Below are 17944 nucleotides of genomic sequence, written 5' to 3'. Positions count from 1 at the left end.
CGACACGTAGCAAAAGGGGCGCTCAATGCGCCCCTTAGTTATTTCTGCCGGAAATAACCTTACCAGATGGCCGGCTCTTCACGCAGGAACGGGTTGGTTTCACGTTCCTGACCGAAGGTAGACATCGGCCCATGGCCTGGAATGAACGCCATGTCATCACCCTGCGGTAATAACTTGGTACGGATCGAGTTGATTAACGCCTGGTGATCGCCTTGTGGGAAATCACTGCGTCCAACACCGCCGTTAAACAGCACGTCGCCCACCAGCGCCAATCTCGCCTGTTCGTTAATAAAGACGATATGGCCAGGAGTATGGCCCGGGCAATGCAGCACCTTGAGCGTCATCTCGCCCACCTGCACGCTATCCCCTTCTTCCAGCCACTGGGTTGGCGTCAGCGGTGCGCACTCTTCCAGCCCAAACATGCGGCTCTGCGCAGGCAAGCCGTCCAGCCAAAAAGCATCTCTCTTATCCGGGCCGTAGATCGGCACCTGATAATGCTCTGCCAGCTCAGCCGCTGCGCCAACATGATCGAGATGACCATGGGTCAGCAGGATCTGCGTAACCGTCACGCCCTGGCTGGCTATTTCGGCCTTCAGTTTTTCAGGCTCGCCACCGGGATCGACCAACGCCGCCTGTTGGGTGCTCTCACACCAGATCAGGCTACAGTTCTGACTGAAAGCGGTAACGGGAATAATATGGTATTTCATAAGGCTCCAACGACAACAGCGCCATACCCTGACGGGCTGGCGCTACTCACTTATGGTGCACAGCGATTACCAGGTCCGCACCGGGCCGGTATCGATGTGTACAAAGTTGCTACGTGGGTAATATCCTACACCACCGGCGCTCATTTTTAACGCCGCTTTGCGGATATTACTCAACTGGATGCCTTCAATATGGAAGTCCATCGCCTGGCCCTTGGTGTGGTAGCTGTGCTTGGCCACACCGCGGCTGCGCCCACGCAGCTCATTGTTGGTATCCAGCGAGCGGTAGCCTGAAACCAACTGTACCGGCTTGTTGGTACCCAACAGGCCTTGCAAGCGATAGAGATGATCAAACAGACGAGGGTCAATCGACTTAATCTTATTAGCGCGATAATCACGGAAGAGATGATTAAGACGGACTAACTCGTCTTTATTATATCCCTTACCGTCGAAGAATTCGGCTTTCAACGATTCGCCCGTATGCATGTTATTTACAACCAGAATACGAGGGCGTGAAGTAGAAAGACTGGCAAAGGCTTGCCCAGGGAGCAGCGCTATGCCCACAGCGGCGCTACCTAACGCCAGCCATTTACGGCGATGATGATCAATTTTGTCCATGTTTCTGTTAAACCCGGCAAGAATATCAAAATATATGCACAAAACAGCGCACTGCCCGAACCATAACCGCCCACACTGGCTGAGTCAACCCGTGATGTCCCGCGGTTTGCAGGCACTCACGTAATGAGTGCCTGCATCATGGCCCGATATTCAGACCGTTATTTATTTATAATTACTGCATTTATTGCATTAATTTTTCGGCCTGAGCCAAAATTTGTGCACCCGATCTCACCGTATCATCATAATTGTAAATATCTGTACGGAATTGTGGCTTTCCATCATCAGAGACCCAGGCGGTTAAATAATACAATTTAACCGGAATATGTTGGCGGATATTGACGAAGGTGGTATTCCCTTGTTTAAGGGTGGACGAAACGCGGGTGTTATTCCAACCGGCATCCTGCAATAGCATATTCGCCAAATCCGATGCCTTGTTGACTCGCACGCAGCCGGAGCTTAATGCACGAATGTCCTTCTGGAACAGATTATGGTTAGGCGTATCGTGCAGATAGATAGCGTCCGAACTCGGCATGTTGAACTTAAAACGCCCCAGCGAGTTGGTAGCGCCCGGTGCCTGACGGATCCGGTACGGGAAATTACGGGCAGAGACCATGTTCCAGTCGATCATCGCCGGATTGATCACTTCGGCATCGTTGCTCCAGCCGGAAAGTACGGTATAGCCATGCTTCTGGAAGTAGCTGCCGTCACGCATCGCCTTCGGCACGATATCTTCGCGCACCAGCGTGGTCGGCACGTTCCACGGAGGATTCACCACCACATTGTTCAGAGCACTACTCATCAACGGCGTCTTGCGACTAGGTCGACCGACAATCACCCGCGAGGAAAGCACCTCATTACCGTTCTGATAGTAGGTCAATGAGTAGTTGGGAATGTTAACCATAATGCCGGTATCGACATGACCGGGCAGAATACGTAAACGCTGAATATTCAGCGCCAACAGCGAGGCGCGCATTTGCGGCGTCACGTTGAGCCATTCGCGAGTGCGCACGCCGATCACCCCGTCTGCGCTCAGCCCCTGCCATTGCTGGAAGCGCTTAACCCCCTCCACCAGATCGGGGGTATAACGATTATCGATGACGGTAACCGGGTTTTCCGGCTGCTGTGAAAATGGCGATTGCGGTGAAGGAGCCAGATCTTTCACCGGCGCGGCGGCCGGACTGACCACGACACTCTGGCTCTCACGACTTTTTTCTTCATCGACCGACAGGCCGCCATCGTCGGGCTCATTGCGCGAGCCGGTCAATACCGCAGGGGGATCTTGTGCTTCCACCGGTGCCGTCGCAGTGGACAGCATGCCGTTACGCGCCAGGATCTCGCGTAAGGCCGGAATGTCATCACTCAGTTGATCTGGACGCAGGCTAGGGCCATTGGCCATCTGCGGCCACGGATGGCCGTCGGCCAGCATGTCCCGCAGGGCCTGATGCATCTTGGCGTACTGCGGGTGCTGCGGTGCCAACGTGTTGACATAAGCCAGAGTCTTGCCCTGACGCACCGCCAACTGCCACTGGTTAATTACCGTATTCGGCGGCAAGCCGAGCTTGTAAGGAATATTGCTGTACAACCAATTATTACCGTTGGCTCCGATGGACGAAACGAACTGTAAATATCCCAGCATCGCATCAGACAGCACCACATCACGCGCCACGTCGGTAATCGCCGGATTGGTCAGCAGTTTCACCCATTGGGTGAACTGTGGCTGTACGCCGGACATCGCCAATTCGGCCAGTTGCTGCTGGAATTGCTGAACCGCGTCGCGATCTTGCCACATCAATTGCATACGGTTCGCCGCGTACAAAGGAGCCAGCGTCGAAAGGTAATTCGGTGTGATACCCTTCGGCAAGGCCGCCAGTATTTCCGAACGGCTTTGCGCCACTGACATGCCGGATGACGCTACCGGAAACGCAGGAACGGTTGCCCATACGGGTAACGACGACGCAAGACCACATGCGATTGCGCAACTTAACGCCAGCCGCCGTACAGTGTTTCCATTTCTAAGCAACATCCATTGCCCCCTGTATGCTCACAAAAAATATAACCAAGACAGCTTATTAGTTTCAGTATACGAACAGAAAAGCCATTTTGCCTTTTGGCACTTATGAATAACTGTATTTCATCAGGCTACTCGGTTTCCCGCGCAGAAAAAAGCACGACTATCATCCACTCGCACAAAAAAATAGCCACCCCAGGGCGGCTATTTTCAGATTATTAGCGGGCTTTTTTCACCTTTAAGGTGTTTCTGCCGCCGTAATCCCCAGTACCGGGGGTTCGTTAGCGAAACCACGCAGGCCCACGACGTGTACGTGTTCATGGTTCTGGAACACCTTACGTACCAGCTTATAAGTCGTGCCTTTTTCCGGACTGATATTTTCCGGTGCCGCGATGATCAGCTGCATTTCCAGACGATCACACAGTTCGAACAGCGTGGCGATGGATTTGGCATCCAGTCGCGCCGCTTCATCAAGGAACAACAGACGGCATGGGGAGATATCTTTGCCGCGCAGACGGCGCGACTCTTCTTCCCAGCTCTGCACCACCATCACCAGAATCGACATCCCGGTACCGATCGCTTCCCCGGTAGACAGCGCGCCACTCTCGGCACGCAACCAACCGTCAGAGCCGCGGAAGACTTCCACTTCCAGCTCCAGGTAGTTACGGTAATCCAGCAACTCTTCGCCGATGGTCTGTGGCGTGCGTTGCCCCATATCAATCTGCGGGTTCAGGCGCTGATACAGCTTGGCCAGAGCCTCTGAGAAGGTCAGTCGGTTGCTGTTGAACAGATCCTGATGTTGTTCCTGCTGCTCGGAGAGCACGTCCAACAGAGTCGCATGCGCTTCGCGCACGTTGACGTTCAATCGCACGCTCTTCACCTGACCGAAGGAAACCGCCTGCAGGCCCTGGTTGAGCATGCGGATACGGTTCTGTTCGCGCTGGATGGTTTTGCGAATGATGTTCGCCACGCTCTTGGAACTGATCGCCAGCTTCTGCTCACGCGCAGTCAGCTCTTCGGTCAGACGGCCCAGTTCGATCTCCATCTGTTCGATGGCCTCAACCGGGTCATCGGTGCGAATGATATCCTGACGAATACGCTCACGCAGATGCTGATAGACCGCAATATAGAACTGGATCTTGCGTTCCGGACGCTTCGGATCTTCCGACAGGCGCAGTACGTCGCGCAGGTGTTCGTTATCCGATACCGCCAGACGCAACGCACCGAGCGCCTTATCCGACATTGAGCGCAGTTCATCACCGTCCATATAGGCCAGCTCACGGCGATGCAGACGACGCTCAACCCCGTTGTCTTTCACCAGGCGCATCACTGCGCACCAGCCCGCTTTGGCGGTAACCACCTGCTCACGCAGCTGATAATAATCACGTTCCAGCTTGCGCAGTTTCTTCTGCAGGCCGTCCATTTCCGCTTCGCAGAAGGTCAGCTGTTTTTCCAACTGGTTACGGCGTGCGCGATTGGTGCTCAGACCCGCATGCAATTCATCACGACGAGTACGCGCGCGGGCTTCGGCATTGGCATCCGCCTGTACGCCGATGTCTACCAGTTCCTGGCTCAGTTCTTTCAGCATGTCGCGCTTGGCGTCATACGAACTTTTCAGCGATGCCAACACCTGACTGTACTGGGTAAACTGGGTTTGATACTGGCGCAGTTGCTCGCGGGCACGGGTACGTTCCGCTTCCGCATGCTCCAGACGCTGGCGCAGCTTGTCGTTCAGATCGTTATTGGCATTTTGCATACCGGCGGAATCGGTATAGCTGAAGTGAGCACGACGTTGCACCACTTCAATCAGGGCAAACGCCTGCTGTTTAGCCTGACGCTGCACGCTCTGCGCCTGAGAGTAGTCCTGTTGCAGCTGCTCATGTTGCTGCGGATCGCTCTGCAGCACCGACAACAGCGGCTCAAGTTTGGTCAGGGAAACGCCGTGCTGCTGAATATGACGCGCGGCATCCTGCGCCTCCTCCAGCTCTTCACGGATTTCTTCCACGCGATCCTGCAGGGTTTCATCGTTTAACAATGAAACCAGCGGCATCAGGCGGTTCAGCGCAGAGATGCCCTCTTTCGCCTGATCGTACTGCTGACGCTGCTGCTGGTTCTGCGCTTCATGGTTATTCAGAGCACGTTCGATTTCACCGCGGCGGGTATTGAGGCCACGGATTTCGGCTTCTGGATCGGCGTCAAACGCTACTGCCAGATGGTTGCCGATAAAGCGGCTGAAGGCCTGATGCGAACGCTGGGTTTTCTGCACGTCGAACGACAGCGTGGCATAACGTTCTGCCAGCTTTTCCCGCTCGGCATGCAGTATTTCCAGGCGGTTCTCACGCGCGGCACGACCAAACAAAGGCACTGCCGGATAACGGGAGTAACGCCACTGGCGCTCAGCGGTTTTGACCAACACCGCCCGGTCTTGTTCTTCGACGGCGAATACGCTGTCATCGAACGACTGCGGATCCCCCTCAATCAGATAGAGATCTTCCGGGCAGTCTTCCAACCCTTCCAGCATCTCGCGCACCAACGACAGGTCCGGCACCACAATCGCGTGGCGCGACGGGCCGTACAGGGCGGAGAAGTACGGCGCATCGTCGATGGTGACGTCATCGTAGATTTCGGACAGCAGCACGCCACCAAAACGTTCGGCCAGCGTGACCAGGCGCTGATCCTCGGCACCCCCAGGCTGGCTGAGACGTTCGATTTGCGCTTCCACGGCACGTTTACCGGCAGCCACTTCGTCACGCTCAACGGTAGTTTCACGTTCGCGCTCCAGCAGTTGCTGCATGTACTCAGTCACCTGCTGGCTGCTTTCAAGCGCTTCACCGCTTTGCTCACCAAGCTGGCTCAGCGAATCCTGCGCCGCCAACCAGACAGGTGCACGGGTGGTCAGTTCGCGGATGCGTTGCTGAATTTGCTCCAGTTCCTGGCGCATTTCCATCCGACGCTCGCCGGCATCGCTGACGCTTTGTGACAGCGATTCCAGACGCTCTTCCAGCTCTTGTTGCAGGGCATCGAGTTCATCCGGCTGATACTGCTGGCCGTGGCGTTTGCAGAATTCCTGCAGCAGACGCTCGGCGTCCTGCTGGGAGCGCAGACGCTGTTCCAGCTCGCTCAGGCGCATACGCAAAGGCTGCACGCGCTCGGCAAGGTGTTGCTGTGATGGCCAGTCACGCAGCAATTCGCGCGCACACTGCCAGGCTTCACTGCGGCTGACCTGACCGGCGATTTTACCCACCAGCTGATAAGCCTGTTCAAACTGACCGTGCGCGGCATCGGCCACGCTCAGTTTTTGTTCCAACATCAGCAAGGCTTCGGTCGCTTCCTGCTCACGCGCCTGGAATGTATCCAGCCAATGCTCGGCATTTTCGGCAGTCAGTTCCGGCAGTTGGCACAGCGCACGCGCACGTTCCAATGCTTGCAACGCCTGCTGATATTGAATGGCACGGGTTTGCTGCACGTCGAGCGCTTGCTGGTAGTCGGCAAGCTGGCTTTTCAGCTCATCCACTTCCAGTTCGGCCGCTTCGGCGCGTGCTTCGTTTTCGGCCTGCTGTTCACTGGCCTCCGCAACCACTTCATTCTGTTCTTCCAGTCGGTAGGTCAGCTCTTCCAGATCGCCTTCATAGCGCTCGATCTTTTCCTGCTGGCGCATCGCCGTCTGAACCAGATTCAGGTGATCGCTGGCGGCCTGATAGTCGGTTTCCAGATCGGATTCCGCCCCACTCTGCTCCGCCAGCTCACGCGCCATTTCTACATGGCGGTATTGCTCGGCAGCCAACTGTTTGCGGCTACCCAGCAGATCGTTGCGCAGGGCCAGTGCCCCGTCCAAATGAATGCGTCGCTCATTGGCATGGCGCATGTAGTCCGCCGCCACGTAAGAGGTGGCCTCGGAAATCAGGTGTTTGAACAGGTCACGGTCGGATTGGGTAACGCGGATCGCTTCCAGCGTCATGCGGTTTTCACGCAGCGCCGCTTCCATATCCTGGAATGCCTTGCGCACGCCGCTGTTTTCCGGCAACAGGTAGTCACGCAATGAGCGGGTGATGGCGCTGGAGATACCGCCGTACAGTGAGGCTTCGATCAGGCGGTAGAACTTGCTGCGATCGGACGATGAACGCAGGCGTTTTGGGATCACGCCCAGATCGAACATTAATGAGTGGTAATCGGTAATGGAGTTAAACTGCTTGAACTGCACCCCTTCCATCTCTTCAACGCGATCTTTCAGTTCTTGCAGCGACAATACACGTGCCTGGCGCTCACCCACCGTTTGGGTCAAAAGTTCCGTCGGCTGCACTGCGGTCGGCAGGCCCTGAATAACGAACGGCTTGATGTCCACCTTGCGGTCACGGCCGGCCACCTGCTGCAGACGGACACCCACCACCACGCGCTGGTGACGCGAGTTGAGCACGTCGAGAGTCGAATAACACACCCCGGCGCGCAGCTTACCGTGCAGGCCCTTGTCGCGCGAGCCACTGGTGGCACCGGCTTCAGTAGTGTTACGAAAGTGCAGCAGCGTCAAATCGGGGATCAACGCAGTGACGAAGGCCGCCATGGTGGTGGATTTCCCTGCCCCGTTACCGCCGGACAGCGTGGTCACCAGCTCATCGAGATCAAAGGTGCGGGCAAAGAAGCCGTTCCAGTTAACCAGTGTCAGCGAGCGAAATTTACCGCGTTCAATCATTCCTGTTCATCCTCTGCACTGTCCGGTGTGGTATCAAGCGGCGAATCTTCTGCATCGCTCTCATCATTCAGCAACAGGCTGTTTTCAACCGGCATGGCTTCGCCGTCGCGGATCATACGCAACTGCGCTTCACGCGGGTCGTCACCGCTGCGCACGTCGGCGCCAAAGCGGAACACCGCCTCGGTGATACGGAACTTGCTGCTGTCGTTGCCCATGAAGTAGACCATGCCCAAACGACGCAGACGGTTCAGTGAAGTACGCACTTTTTCGTGCAGCTTCTGACGATCGAGATCCGAGCCGGTAGAACGCTGATTAACGAACTTCAGCAATTTGCTCTCGTCCGCCAGGCTCAGCAGTTCGTCATACAGCTCCTGTTGGCTGAAGATCCCTTCGTGAGCCAGACGCTCTGGACTGAGGTACAGATAGCACAGGATTTTCCCCACCATCATGTCCAGTTCAGACAGCACCGAACGCGGGATCAGCGTGGTAGAGCGCGGGCGCAGGTAGAAAAAACCTTCCGGCGCGCGGATCAGCTCTACGCTGTAGCGGGTGTAAAATTCTTCCAGTTCATCCTGGAAGTCCATTAAGAAAGCGTGGTTGTCCAGCTCATCGATACCGATGTGGCGACCCGCACGCAGTTGGCTGTCCAGCGCCGGGAACAGCGCGTTAGACAATGCCTTGGCCAGCTTGACTGGCATTACTTGTTCAATATTTGTCGATGACATGGGCCTGGACCTTGGCTCCGTAATCATTGATTGCCTGCCATTGTGCCGGCAACCCTGAAAAATCTGCTTCAGCCACACCAAGGCGCACTGCCTGGTCGACCACTAAACGTGCCACGTCGAAATGACGAGCACGCGGATATTGCGCCAGATAATCGCGCATTACCGCCCCTAAGTTGAGCGGCATCTGTTGTTCCTGATAAATCTTCAGTGCCTGTTCGATCATCAATGCCAGCTGTTCACGGATTTCGCTGAACTCTTCGAACTCCAGATCCGGCGGCAGTTCCCCGGTCACTTCCTCACTGCGCAGCGCCAGTTCTTCGTCTCGCATATCCAGCAGACGGTCGGCGTTGGCATGGGTCAGTGTCCATGGATTGTCGAAATAGTTTTGCACCGACTGACGCAAACGCTGGGCAAACACCCGGTTTTTGTCCATGTCGATAGCGGTACGGATAAATTTATGCACGTGACGGTCGTAGCCAATCCACAGGTCAATCGCCTGCTGGCCCCAACTGATAATGCGGTCGAGCTTGCTTTGCAGATCAAACACCAGCTTGTCGACGAAGCCCAGTTCTGCCCCACCCAGCGTGGCATCCTGAATACGCAGCAGGTTGGCCTGCAGTTTATCGCCCGCCGCCTCCAGCGTATCCTGCAACTCACGCAGGGTGCCCGAAGTTTCGGACAGCAGCATCTCACAGCTGGAGATCGCCGCACGCCAGTCTTTGTTCAGCAATGCGGCGATGTCGTCCTTCACGCCTTGCTGTTGTTCATCCATAATCCGCTGAGTCAAATCGATACTGTCGAAGATTTCCGCCACCGAATATTTCAGCGGTGCAAACACATTACGGTGCCAGTGGAAATCATCACCGCCTTCATCGGCAGCGTCGGCAGCACGCTTGAGCTCCTGCGCCACGATCGACAACTGCATCGACAGACGCAGCGTGGAGAATTCGCGCTGACGGATATAGTAATCGGTGATACCGATGCCCAGCGGCGTCAGACGGTAAATCGCGTTACCGTCCGCCAGTTCGCTGATAAAACGGTTTAACAGGCGCTGGCGCACCATGTCATTAATCGCATTGTTGGCGCGGACGGCCACCGTTTCATGCGTCTGTTCGAAACCCTTGCTGACATGGCGAAATGCATCAACCAGCTCACCTTCGCTCATCTCGCCGTCCAGCCGCTCGCCGTTTAACGTGGCGATAGCGAGCAAAAACGCGAGACGCTCCGTAGGGAGCGAAATAGAGAAATCATTTTTCCGTGCCCAGGCGACCAGTTCGGGTACTGTCTGGGAAAATTCACTCATAGTTCGTCCTTCAGGTTTGGTTTATGCGCCATGACGTGAATATAGCGCCCCAAACTCACGTACGGCTCCTGCCGGCAATAGTGCTGTTCAAGCGCCAGTAACTCTTCAAATTTTTGTGTCTGTAGCTGCCTGCTCTGCAGATAATCGTGGAACACCCGCACGCCGGTTTTCCCGCTGATGCGCATGCCCAGTTGCTCCAACCAGCCATACACCTGCGGCGGGCTATGTGGATACTGCGGCGACAACGAACGCTTTCTGCGCCTTCTGACCTCTGGGTTCACCAGTTGGAAATTACCCAACACCACGTTACGCATCAAGAGGCCATTGGCGTTAAAGAACATCAATGACAGTGCGCCACCCGGCAGCAAACAGTTAAATAACGCCTGCAGCGCGGCCTCAGGTTCGGCGATCCATTCAAGCACTGCATGGAACAATATCAGATCAACCGGCTGTTCCAAGTGTTGACCAATGTCCTGTGCTGAACTTTGTATGAATTGCATGTTCTGGCTCACACCTTTCTGCTCTGCCAGCAACGCGGCGCGTTGGATCATCTCACCAGAAAGATCGCACAACAACACCTGATGTCCTAATTCTGCCAATTGGCAGGCCATATGGCCTTCGCCGCCGCCGGCATCCAGAATGCGCAGCGGCCGCTGCGGCAACTGGGCCAACAGCGTGGTCAGATCCTGCCAAACCACAGCCTGGCGGATTTTCCCTTTGGTGGTGCCGTAAATATTACGCGCAAACTTTTCAGCAATATCGTCAAAATTGCGATCCTGCATGGACAACGGCTCCGCTGATCTTATCCGGCTGGGGCAAAGTGCCAGCCCATTCAAACCTGCTATTTTGGCACAGACTGGCTTAGAATGAATCTTCTTGCGGCCTGATTGTGCCCGGATGTCGTTTTTTCGCCCAAAAGGACCTGATTTTTGATGCTGTTTAACCTGAAAAAGTTCATTGGCGCTATTTTAATGCCGTTACCTGCGATGTTGCTACTGATGGGACTGGCGCTGTTACTGCTGTGGTTCACCCGTTGGCAAAAAAGCGGCAAGGTCATTTTCACGCTGAGCTGGCTGTTTTTACTGCTTTTCAGCCTGCAACCAGTGGCCGACAGGTTGCTGCGTCCCATCGAATCTGAGTATGTCACCTATCGTGGCAATGACCCGGTGAATTATATCGTGGTGCTGGGTGGCGGCTACACCTTTAATCCGGATTGGGCGCCAAGTTCCAACTTGATCGGCAATAGTCTGCCACGAGTCACGGAAGGCGTGCGCTTATATCTCGCTCACCCTGGGGCGAAAATGGTGTTCACCGGTGCCGGAGGCCCGAAAACGCTAAGTAACGCGGCAACGGCGGCGCGGGTGGCGGAAAGCCTGGGAGTACCAGGCAGTGACATTGTCCTGTTGGATCGCCCGATGGATACCGAGCAGGAGGCATTGCAGGTGTCGAAGCTGGTCGGCCAGCAGCCGTTTATTCTGGTAACTTCAGCCAACCATTTGCCGCGGGCCATGCGCTTCTTTGAAGCCAAGGGGCTGCACCCGATCCCGGCACCGGCCAATCAGTTGGCCATCAGTTCGCGGTTGAATATTTGGGATCGCGTGGTGCCGTCTGCGATGTTCCTTGGCCACAGCGAACGCGCCTGGTATGAAACGCTGGGCAGCCTGTGGCAATGGTTGAAAGGGGCCGATGAGGTTTCTGTCGACTAACCGGGTTAACCGGCAAGCCAGGGCAGCAGTTGTTTGGACGCATAGTCAAACGGCTGCCGCTCCAGTTTGCCGGTATGAATCAACCGCCCTACTGCTTCCCACACCACATATAACCAACGCCGCATCAGGAAAGATTCCGCTACCGGTGCCCGTTGCAAGTAATAGAACAGCAACTGGCTCGGCATTCCCGCCTCACACAGCCTGAAAAGCTCATATTCACGCGGTGCCCACAACATCATTCCCGGGTTGAGCATCGCCAGCAGTTGATCGCTTTTCGGATCTTTCAGCATGCTGCGCAATGACAAGTTGCCGTGAACCAGCACGCAGGGATCGTCGAAACCGACAAAAAAATGGGTCAGGGCTTCACGCGTGCGGTACAACAAACGGCGATCCGCCATCGTCAGCTGCGGCGAGTTGAGATTACTCAGCGTTGACCACAGCACTTCGACCCGCTGTTGATACCAACAGAACCAGTCGTTCTCCTGAGTACTGTCTACCGTGCCAACACAACCGTGGCTGTCAATGCGGTGCCAGGCCAACACGCCATCGACAATCTGCTCCATCAGGGTATTCCAGCGGTTCGGCGTACGCGTCGGCGCTTCCACCGACACACCCCGTAAACGTTCGATCAACAAGATCTCTTTATAGGGAGCCTGGTGGGTATAGACCACGCCATATACCGTCGGCAGGCGAATATCCCCTTCACGCGACAGCATCGACAGTTTGTAAGCCTCCTGCTGGGCAATGCCCTGGCAGACAAAACTTTTTGCCATCAGTGGAATAGCATGGCCCTGTTGGTCATACAGTGAATACATGTGCGCATAAGGTTGTTCGCTGACGCGTTCCAGCCGGCTGATGGACTCACCCAGCACAATACTCAGTTCGGCGCGTAACTGCTCCATAAGAAAATGGCCTCAAGAGGAAAGGAAGAGACGCTGACATCATCGAACGGGGAGCAGAAAAATTCTTCAACGCAGATCAACAAAACGGGGATATAAGAAGGGAAATCATATCGCCGGCGCGTTGCGTAACACGCCGGCGTTCAATGCTCAGCCTTGGATACTGTCGCGCACGCGCTGCAAGTCTTCCGGCGTGTCAACACCCACCGTCGGCATCGCCTTGGCCACTGCCACGTGGATTTTTTCGCCGTACCACAGCACCCGCAACTGTTCCAGCAGCTCAATTTGCTCCAGTTGGCTTGGTGCCCAGGTGACGTAACGACGCACAAAACCGGCGCGATAGGCGTAAATGCCGATGTGACGCAACAGGCTGTCGCCGATGTTTTCTTTGGATTGGGCAAAACGTTCACGATCCCATGGGATTGTGGCGCGCGAGAAATAGAGCGCATAACCCTGCGCATCCATCACCACCTTGACCGCATTGGGGTTAAAGGCTTCTTCTGCGCTTTCGATCGGCACCGCCAGGGTGGCCATACCGGCCTGACTTCCCGCCAGATTTTCAGCCACCTGGCGCACAATTACCGGTGGGATCAATGGCTCGTCACCCTGGACATTCACGATGATTTCGTCATCAGCGAAACCATAGTGCTCGATCACCTCGGCCAAACGCTCGGTGCCGGAATTGTGATCGGCCCGGGTCATGCAGACTTCACCGCCTGCCGCTTTAACCGCTTCGGCCACCGCCGGATGATCGGTCGCGACGATAACGCGGCTGGCCCCCGACTCGCGCGCACGCTCCATTACGTGCACCACCATGGGCTTACCGTGGATATCGGCCAGGGGTTTACCCGGTAAACGGGTTGATGCATAACGGGCTGGAATAATAGCGATAAAACTCATGCGTGTTTCTCATCCAATGACAGCGCTCGCGCTTCATTTTCCAACAGGACGGGAATGCCGTCACGCAGCGGATAGGCCAGACCATCCACTTTGCAGACCAATTCCTGGTTTTCTTTATTGAAATAAAGCTTACCGTTGCAGACCGGGCAGGCAACGATTTCGAGTAAACGGTGATCCATGCTTCCTCCAGGGTGGAGATTTAACGTAAGGAAAGTGCGTGAGGATAGCATAACGCTATGCGCCAGGTTAATCACCGGCTGTTTTGTCGCTGCATTTTAATCTTTCGAGGGGGATTGAATTGCCCCCGGCTCAGGCGTAGAATTTTGTGATGCAAGTCACAAAAAGACAGTTAACATGATCAAACGTCTTCACAAAATCATCGCCCTGTTTGCCAACTTCAGCAACTAAGGCATCCCCATTGTAACGAGCGGCGCTGAACATTCGTTTTACCCAAGCCGACAACGCCGTTCGTTATTCCACTTCCCAGCCAGCGCCCCACTCTATAGCCAGTGTCGCCGGAATATCACCCAAAGTAACCTGTTTGGCACCATGCCATTTTGCACTGCGGGTTATTGCTTGCCGAATATCCTGCACGCGTTGTTTACCGAAGCGTACCTTCGCCTGTGGGTGAAAGCTGATAATTTCGAAAATGCCCTGTCGGCGATGCATTTTTGCATCAATACGGCCAATCAGTTCGCCGCGCTGCAACACCGGCAATGTAAAATAGCCATACTGCCGTTTCTCTTTCGGCGTGTAACATTCCAGCCGGTAATCAAAATTGAACAGCTCCAGCGCACGACGGCGATCCCAAACCACTGGATCGAACGGAGAAAGCAACGTGGTCACGGTGGATTTTAACGCCCCTTGCTCTGCCAGCTGTAGCTCTGCCGACAACGAATGGTGCACGTAAAACTCCCCGTCCAAACCGTCGATCAGCACGGGTAGCACTTCGCCCTGCTGTTGTAACGACGTCAGTAGCGCTTTCGGCGCCACCCGCTTCAGACGGTAGTAATCCGCCAACCATTCGGCTCTGAAGATCCCAAGATAACGGCAGCTGCGGCTAAGCATTTCCTGTCGTGCATCTTCGACAGGTAACGCATGCCGGCTATCATCCCAGTGGGGTAACAATCTTTCTGTCAGGTCGTAAACGCGATGGAAATTGCGCCGTTCGGCTACCATCAGTTTGCCGGCGGTGAACAGGATTTCGAGATGGCGCTTTTCCGGTTTCCAATCCCACCAGCCACTGTTGCCCTTCTTCTCGGCGCTGAAATCCGCCGAACGTACCGGCCCACCGGTTTCAATGTGTTGCAGCAGGGCGTCTATTGCCACCTGATGTTCCTGCATCCACGCTTCGGAATACTTCCAGCCCATACCTTGCGGCTGCAGCATTCGGTGACGCAGCAGGCCAAAATCTTCGATGGGTAAAAAGCAGGCCTCGTGCGCCCAGTACTCGAACAACCGGCGGCTCGCCAGTGCCTGCTCCAGCCATTCAGGCTGATAGTCACCCAGGCGGCTGAACAGCACCAGATAGGGACTGCGTGCGACCACACTGATAGTATCAATTTGCAGTAAACCCATACGCCCAATAGCGGCAACCACGTCATCGGGTTTGGCTTTGCGTTTCATCGGGGATAGCAGCCCCTGTGCAGCGAGGTGAAGCGCACGGGCGGCAGTAAGAGAAATAACTGGGGTGTTCATCCTGACATCCGAAGTGATTGAGCAATCGCTTGATAGTAGTGGATATCGGGAGATTTATCTTCGCCAGTGCTTGGGGTGGCGGCACCGGCACTGGCGAGGAAGGGGTGGGTCAGAACGCGATAACGTCTGCCGCTGACAGCCCGTGGGAGCTGCGATAGATCGAGAACTCAACGTTCTGACCTTCGTTTAACGATTTATTTTTAGTATTGGCGATAGAACGACGGCTTACATAGATTTCGTCGCTACCATCTACCGGTGAAATAAAACCATAGCCTGCAGCCTGATCAAACCATTTCACACGGCCCATTTGTAACACAGTATTTTTAAACATAACTTATATCCTTTTACTTGAGCATCCTTAACAACGTCATTTTTATTATTGTTGGACGCTACCAGCCCATCCTAAAGTTTTTCGTAAGAAACCTCTCGTGAGCAAAAAATAAAAAACCCGCACTCTGGCGGGCTTGTTGAAATTAATATCTTCCGCAATGAATCAGCGTAAATGCGTCATCATGGTTGTATTAATATCTCTTTACGTTATTCCCTGTTTATTTACAGAGCAACAACGTTAGCTGCAGCCGGCCCGCGCTGGCTGTCTTCTACGGTGTACTCAACACGCTGGCCTTCAGCCAAAGTTTTGAAACCGTCGGTCGCGATTGCGGAGAAGTGTACGAATACATCTTTACCACCGTCGTTCTGTTCAATAAAACCAAAACCTTTGCTTTCATTGAACCACTTCACTTGACCCGTCTTCTTAGACATTACTCATTTACCTTTTAAATATATATACAAAACCTGCCATAAGGCAATTTTGGCCGTTCTTAGAAACATTACTTATGGGAGATACTTAGAAGGTTCGTCTTTGAAGCGGAATCAGATGATAACGTTTTTGGAGGAACTGCTTAACTCTAAACTCGAACATAAATAGGTCTGTATCACAGGCCGACTTGCATTTACTCATAAATCTATCTTTTGCACAAGAGGTTTATTGCCTTATTTTTATCATAAGGCCGCATTTGTTTTTATATCTATGATTGCTAATGAATTTATTTATCTTTTTTTACGAGAATCGCTTGGCGTCATTGCCTTCCGGACGGCCGTACTTTCCGTTATTTCCTGTTCAAATGAGAGCTAACGCATAAAAATCTAATATGCTTGCCCTAGCTATAACAAAACCTAATCGACATAGCTAAACTTGAGGTGAAAACAAGGCTAATGGCCTTTCAGCCAGCACTTTTGCCGCCAAGAATGATATTTTTCAGATTATACTGAATAAAGGAGCTATGCGCATGACCGCCCAGCAGTTCGTCTCACCGAATGAAATCCGCGCCAGATTCTCCCACGCCATGTCAGAAATGTACCAAAACGAGGTACCTCTGTATGGCGATTTGCTGGAATTGGTGGCGGAAACCAACCGACAGGTCCTGCGCGAAGATGCCGCACTGGCTCATCAATTACAAATTACCGGCGAAATCGAACGTCTGGCCATGGAACGCCATGGGGCAATTCGGGTGGGTACCTCAGAAGAATTGGCCACCCTGCGGCGGCTGTTTAATGTGATGGGCATGTCTCCGGTCGGCTACTACGACCTGGCCGTCGCAGGTGTCCCGGTACACTCCACCGCGTTTCGGGCAGTACACGAAGATGCGCTGCAAATCAGTCCATTTCGGGTGTTCACCTCATTATTACGGCTTGAGCTGATTGAAAACCCAGAGTTACGCGAACTGGCACAACGCCTGTTGGCCCGTCGCCGTATTTTTACCGAACGGGCACTGGAGCTGATCGTATTGCAGGAAGCTCAGGGCGGGCTGGATGACAGCCAGGCAAATGAATTTGTCGAACAGGCGCTGGAAACCTTCCGTTGGCACAGCCGGGCGACGGTCAGCGCAGCCGAATATCAACAGTTGCATGACCAGCACCGTTTGATCGCCGATGTCGTGGCCTTTAAAGGCCCGCACATTAACCATTTAACACCACGCACTCTCGATATCGATTTGGTCCAGCAAGCCATGCCCGGCCGGGGTATCACCCCCAAAGCGGTGATTGAAGGCCCGCCGCCACGTCGCCGCCCTATCCTGCTGCGCCAAACCAGTTTTAAAGCGCTGGAAGAGAACGTTGATTTTGTTGAACATGATGGTAGCGCCGTAGCCGGGCATCACACGGCACGCTTCGGCGAAATTGAACAGCGCGGAGTGGCACTGACAACCAAAGGCCGTACACTGTACGATCGCTTGCTACAGGCGACCAATGATGCTTTGCAGGCCCCGCCGAGCGAAAAAAATGCTGAGCGCTACAACCAGTTACTGGCGGAAAATTTCCAGGCATTTCCAGATGATTACGCCACCCTGCGTGAGCAGCAGTTGGCCTGGTTCCGCTATTTCCCGACCGAATGTGGGCTGGCAGCTAAAGAAACCCTGGATCACCACAGCACGTTGGAACAGCTGATCGCTCAGGAATATATCCGTTTCCAGCCGCTGGTCTATGAAGATTTTCTGCCGGTCAGTGCCGCAGGCATTTTCCAATCGAATTTGGGCGACAGTGGCCACACGCAGTACAACGCAGCCTCAAGCAGGGCGGCATTTGAACTGGCGTTGGGTGCAGAAGTGGTTGATGAATTGGCGTTATATCAGCAAACGCAACAGCGTTCGATAGACGCCTGCGCGCAAGCACTGGGGCTTCACGCGCTGGCAATCTGA

The 17944-nt window shown here is 54.4% G+C and carries 15 protein-coding genes; 2 read left to right on the top strand and 13 right to left on the bottom strand.

The features are described from left to right. Positions 1–59 precede the first annotated feature (59 nt). The 7 genes from NHG65_RS08670 to cmoM all read right to left on the bottom strand — a co-directional run bounded on the left by NHG65_RS08670 (position 60) and on the right by cmoM (position 10827). Complete coding sequence (locus tag NHG65_RS08670) at positions 60–707, bottom strand: MBL fold metallo-hydrolase (protein ID WP_207977628.1); 648 nt, start codon at positions 705–707, stop codon at positions 60–62. A 66-nt stretch (positions 708–773) separates the two neighbouring features. Further along, positions 774–1322, bottom strand: a complete 549-nt coding sequence (mepK, locus tag NHG65_RS08665) for a peptidoglycan L,D-endopeptidase MepK (RefSeq protein ID WP_099061731.1) — start codon at positions 1320–1322, stop codon at positions 774–776. Between the two features lie 181 nt (positions 1323–1503). Further along, the gene (ldtD, locus tag NHG65_RS08660) at positions 1504–3345 is read right to left on the bottom strand and encodes a L,D-transpeptidase (protein ID WP_099061732.1); all 1842 of its coding nucleotides are present in this window, start codon (positions 3343–3345) and stop codon (positions 1504–1506) included. Positions 3346–3568: 223 nt separating this feature from the next. Beyond that, the gene (mukB, locus tag NHG65_RS08655; RefSeq protein ID WP_099061733.1) at positions 3569–8017 is read right to left on the bottom strand and encodes a chromosome partition protein MukB; all 4449 of its coding nucleotides are present in this window, start codon (positions 8015–8017) and stop codon (positions 3569–3571) included. After that, complete coding sequence (gene mukE, locus NHG65_RS08650; protein ID WP_099061734.1) at positions 8014–8742, bottom strand: chromosome partition protein MukE; 729 nt, start codon at positions 8740–8742, stop codon at positions 8014–8016. The genes mukB and mukE overlap by 4 nt, the downstream gene beginning before the upstream one ends. Continuing rightward, positions 8723–10045, bottom strand: coding sequence for a chromosome partition protein MukF (mukF, locus tag NHG65_RS08645; protein ID WP_099061735.1), 1323 nt, complete (start codon positions 10043–10045; stop codon positions 8723–8725). The genes mukE and mukF overlap by 20 nt, the downstream gene beginning before the upstream one ends. Continuing rightward, entirely contained in the window at positions 10042–10827 is a 786-nt protein-coding gene (cmoM, locus tag NHG65_RS08640) for a tRNA uridine 5-oxyacetic acid(34) methyltransferase CmoM (protein ID WP_012006149.1), read from the bottom strand. Before cmoM ends, mukF begins: the two co-directional genes overlap by 4 nt. A gap of 150 nt (positions 10828–10977) precedes the next feature. On the opposite strand from cmoM, the gene elyC reads away from it, so the two are divergent. Then, the gene (elyC, locus tag NHG65_RS08635; RefSeq protein WP_085116080.1) at positions 10978–11751 is read left to right on the top strand and encodes an envelope biogenesis factor ElyC; all 774 of its coding nucleotides are present in this window, start codon (positions 10978–10980) and stop codon (positions 11749–11751) included. Positions 11752–11756: 5 nt separating this feature from the next. Here the strand turns inward: elyC and NHG65_RS08630 are convergent, their stop codons facing one another. From NHG65_RS08630 to cspE, 6 genes are all read right to left on the bottom strand, one after another. Next, the gene (locus tag NHG65_RS08630) at positions 11757–12653 is read right to left on the bottom strand and encodes a YcbJ family phosphotransferase (protein ID WP_085116079.1); all 897 of its coding nucleotides are present in this window, start codon (positions 12651–12653) and stop codon (positions 11757–11759) included. Between the two features lie 147 nt (positions 12654–12800). After that, on the bottom strand, positions 12801–13550 hold the full coding sequence (gene kdsB / locus NHG65_RS08625; protein WP_085116078.1) for a 3-deoxy-manno-octulosonate cytidylyltransferase: 750 nt from the start codon (positions 13548–13550) through the stop codon (positions 12801–12803). After that, complete coding sequence (locus NHG65_RS08620) at positions 13547–13729, bottom strand: Trm112 family protein (protein WP_006320791.1); 183 nt, start codon at positions 13727–13729, stop codon at positions 13547–13549. The genes kdsB and NHG65_RS08620 overlap by 4 nt, the downstream gene beginning before the upstream one ends. A gap of 292 nt (positions 13730–14021) precedes the next feature. Then, entirely contained in the window at positions 14022–15248 is a 1227-nt protein-coding gene (locus tag NHG65_RS08615) for a winged helix-turn-helix domain-containing protein (protein ID WP_499183162.1), read from the bottom strand. Between the two features lie 109 nt (positions 15249–15357). Then, positions 15358–15579, bottom strand: coding sequence for a cold-shock protein (locus NHG65_RS08610; RefSeq protein ID WP_006320799.1), 222 nt, complete (start codon positions 15577–15579; stop codon positions 15358–15360). Positions 15580–15800: 221 nt separating this feature from the next. Beyond that, the gene (gene cspE, locus NHG65_RS08605; protein WP_085116076.1) at positions 15801–16010 is read right to left on the bottom strand and encodes a transcription antiterminator/RNA stability regulator CspE; all 210 of its coding nucleotides are present in this window, start codon (positions 16008–16010) and stop codon (positions 15801–15803) included. 527 nt (positions 16011–16537) lie between these two features. On the opposite strand from cspE, the gene hglS reads away from it, so the two are divergent. Beyond that, on the top strand, positions 16538–17944 hold the full coding sequence (gene hglS / locus NHG65_RS08600) for a 2-oxoadipate dioxygenase/decarboxylase HglS (protein WP_499183161.1): 1407 nt from the start codon (positions 16538–16540) through the stop codon (positions 17942–17944).

Source organism: Serratia myotis (genome assembly GCF_027474885.1).
In the GTDB taxonomy this organism is placed as follows: Bacteria; Pseudomonadota; Gammaproteobacteria; order Enterobacterales; family Enterobacteriaceae; genus Serratia; species Serratia proteamaculans.
This window is presented reverse-complemented; position numbering and strand designations above follow the sequence as displayed.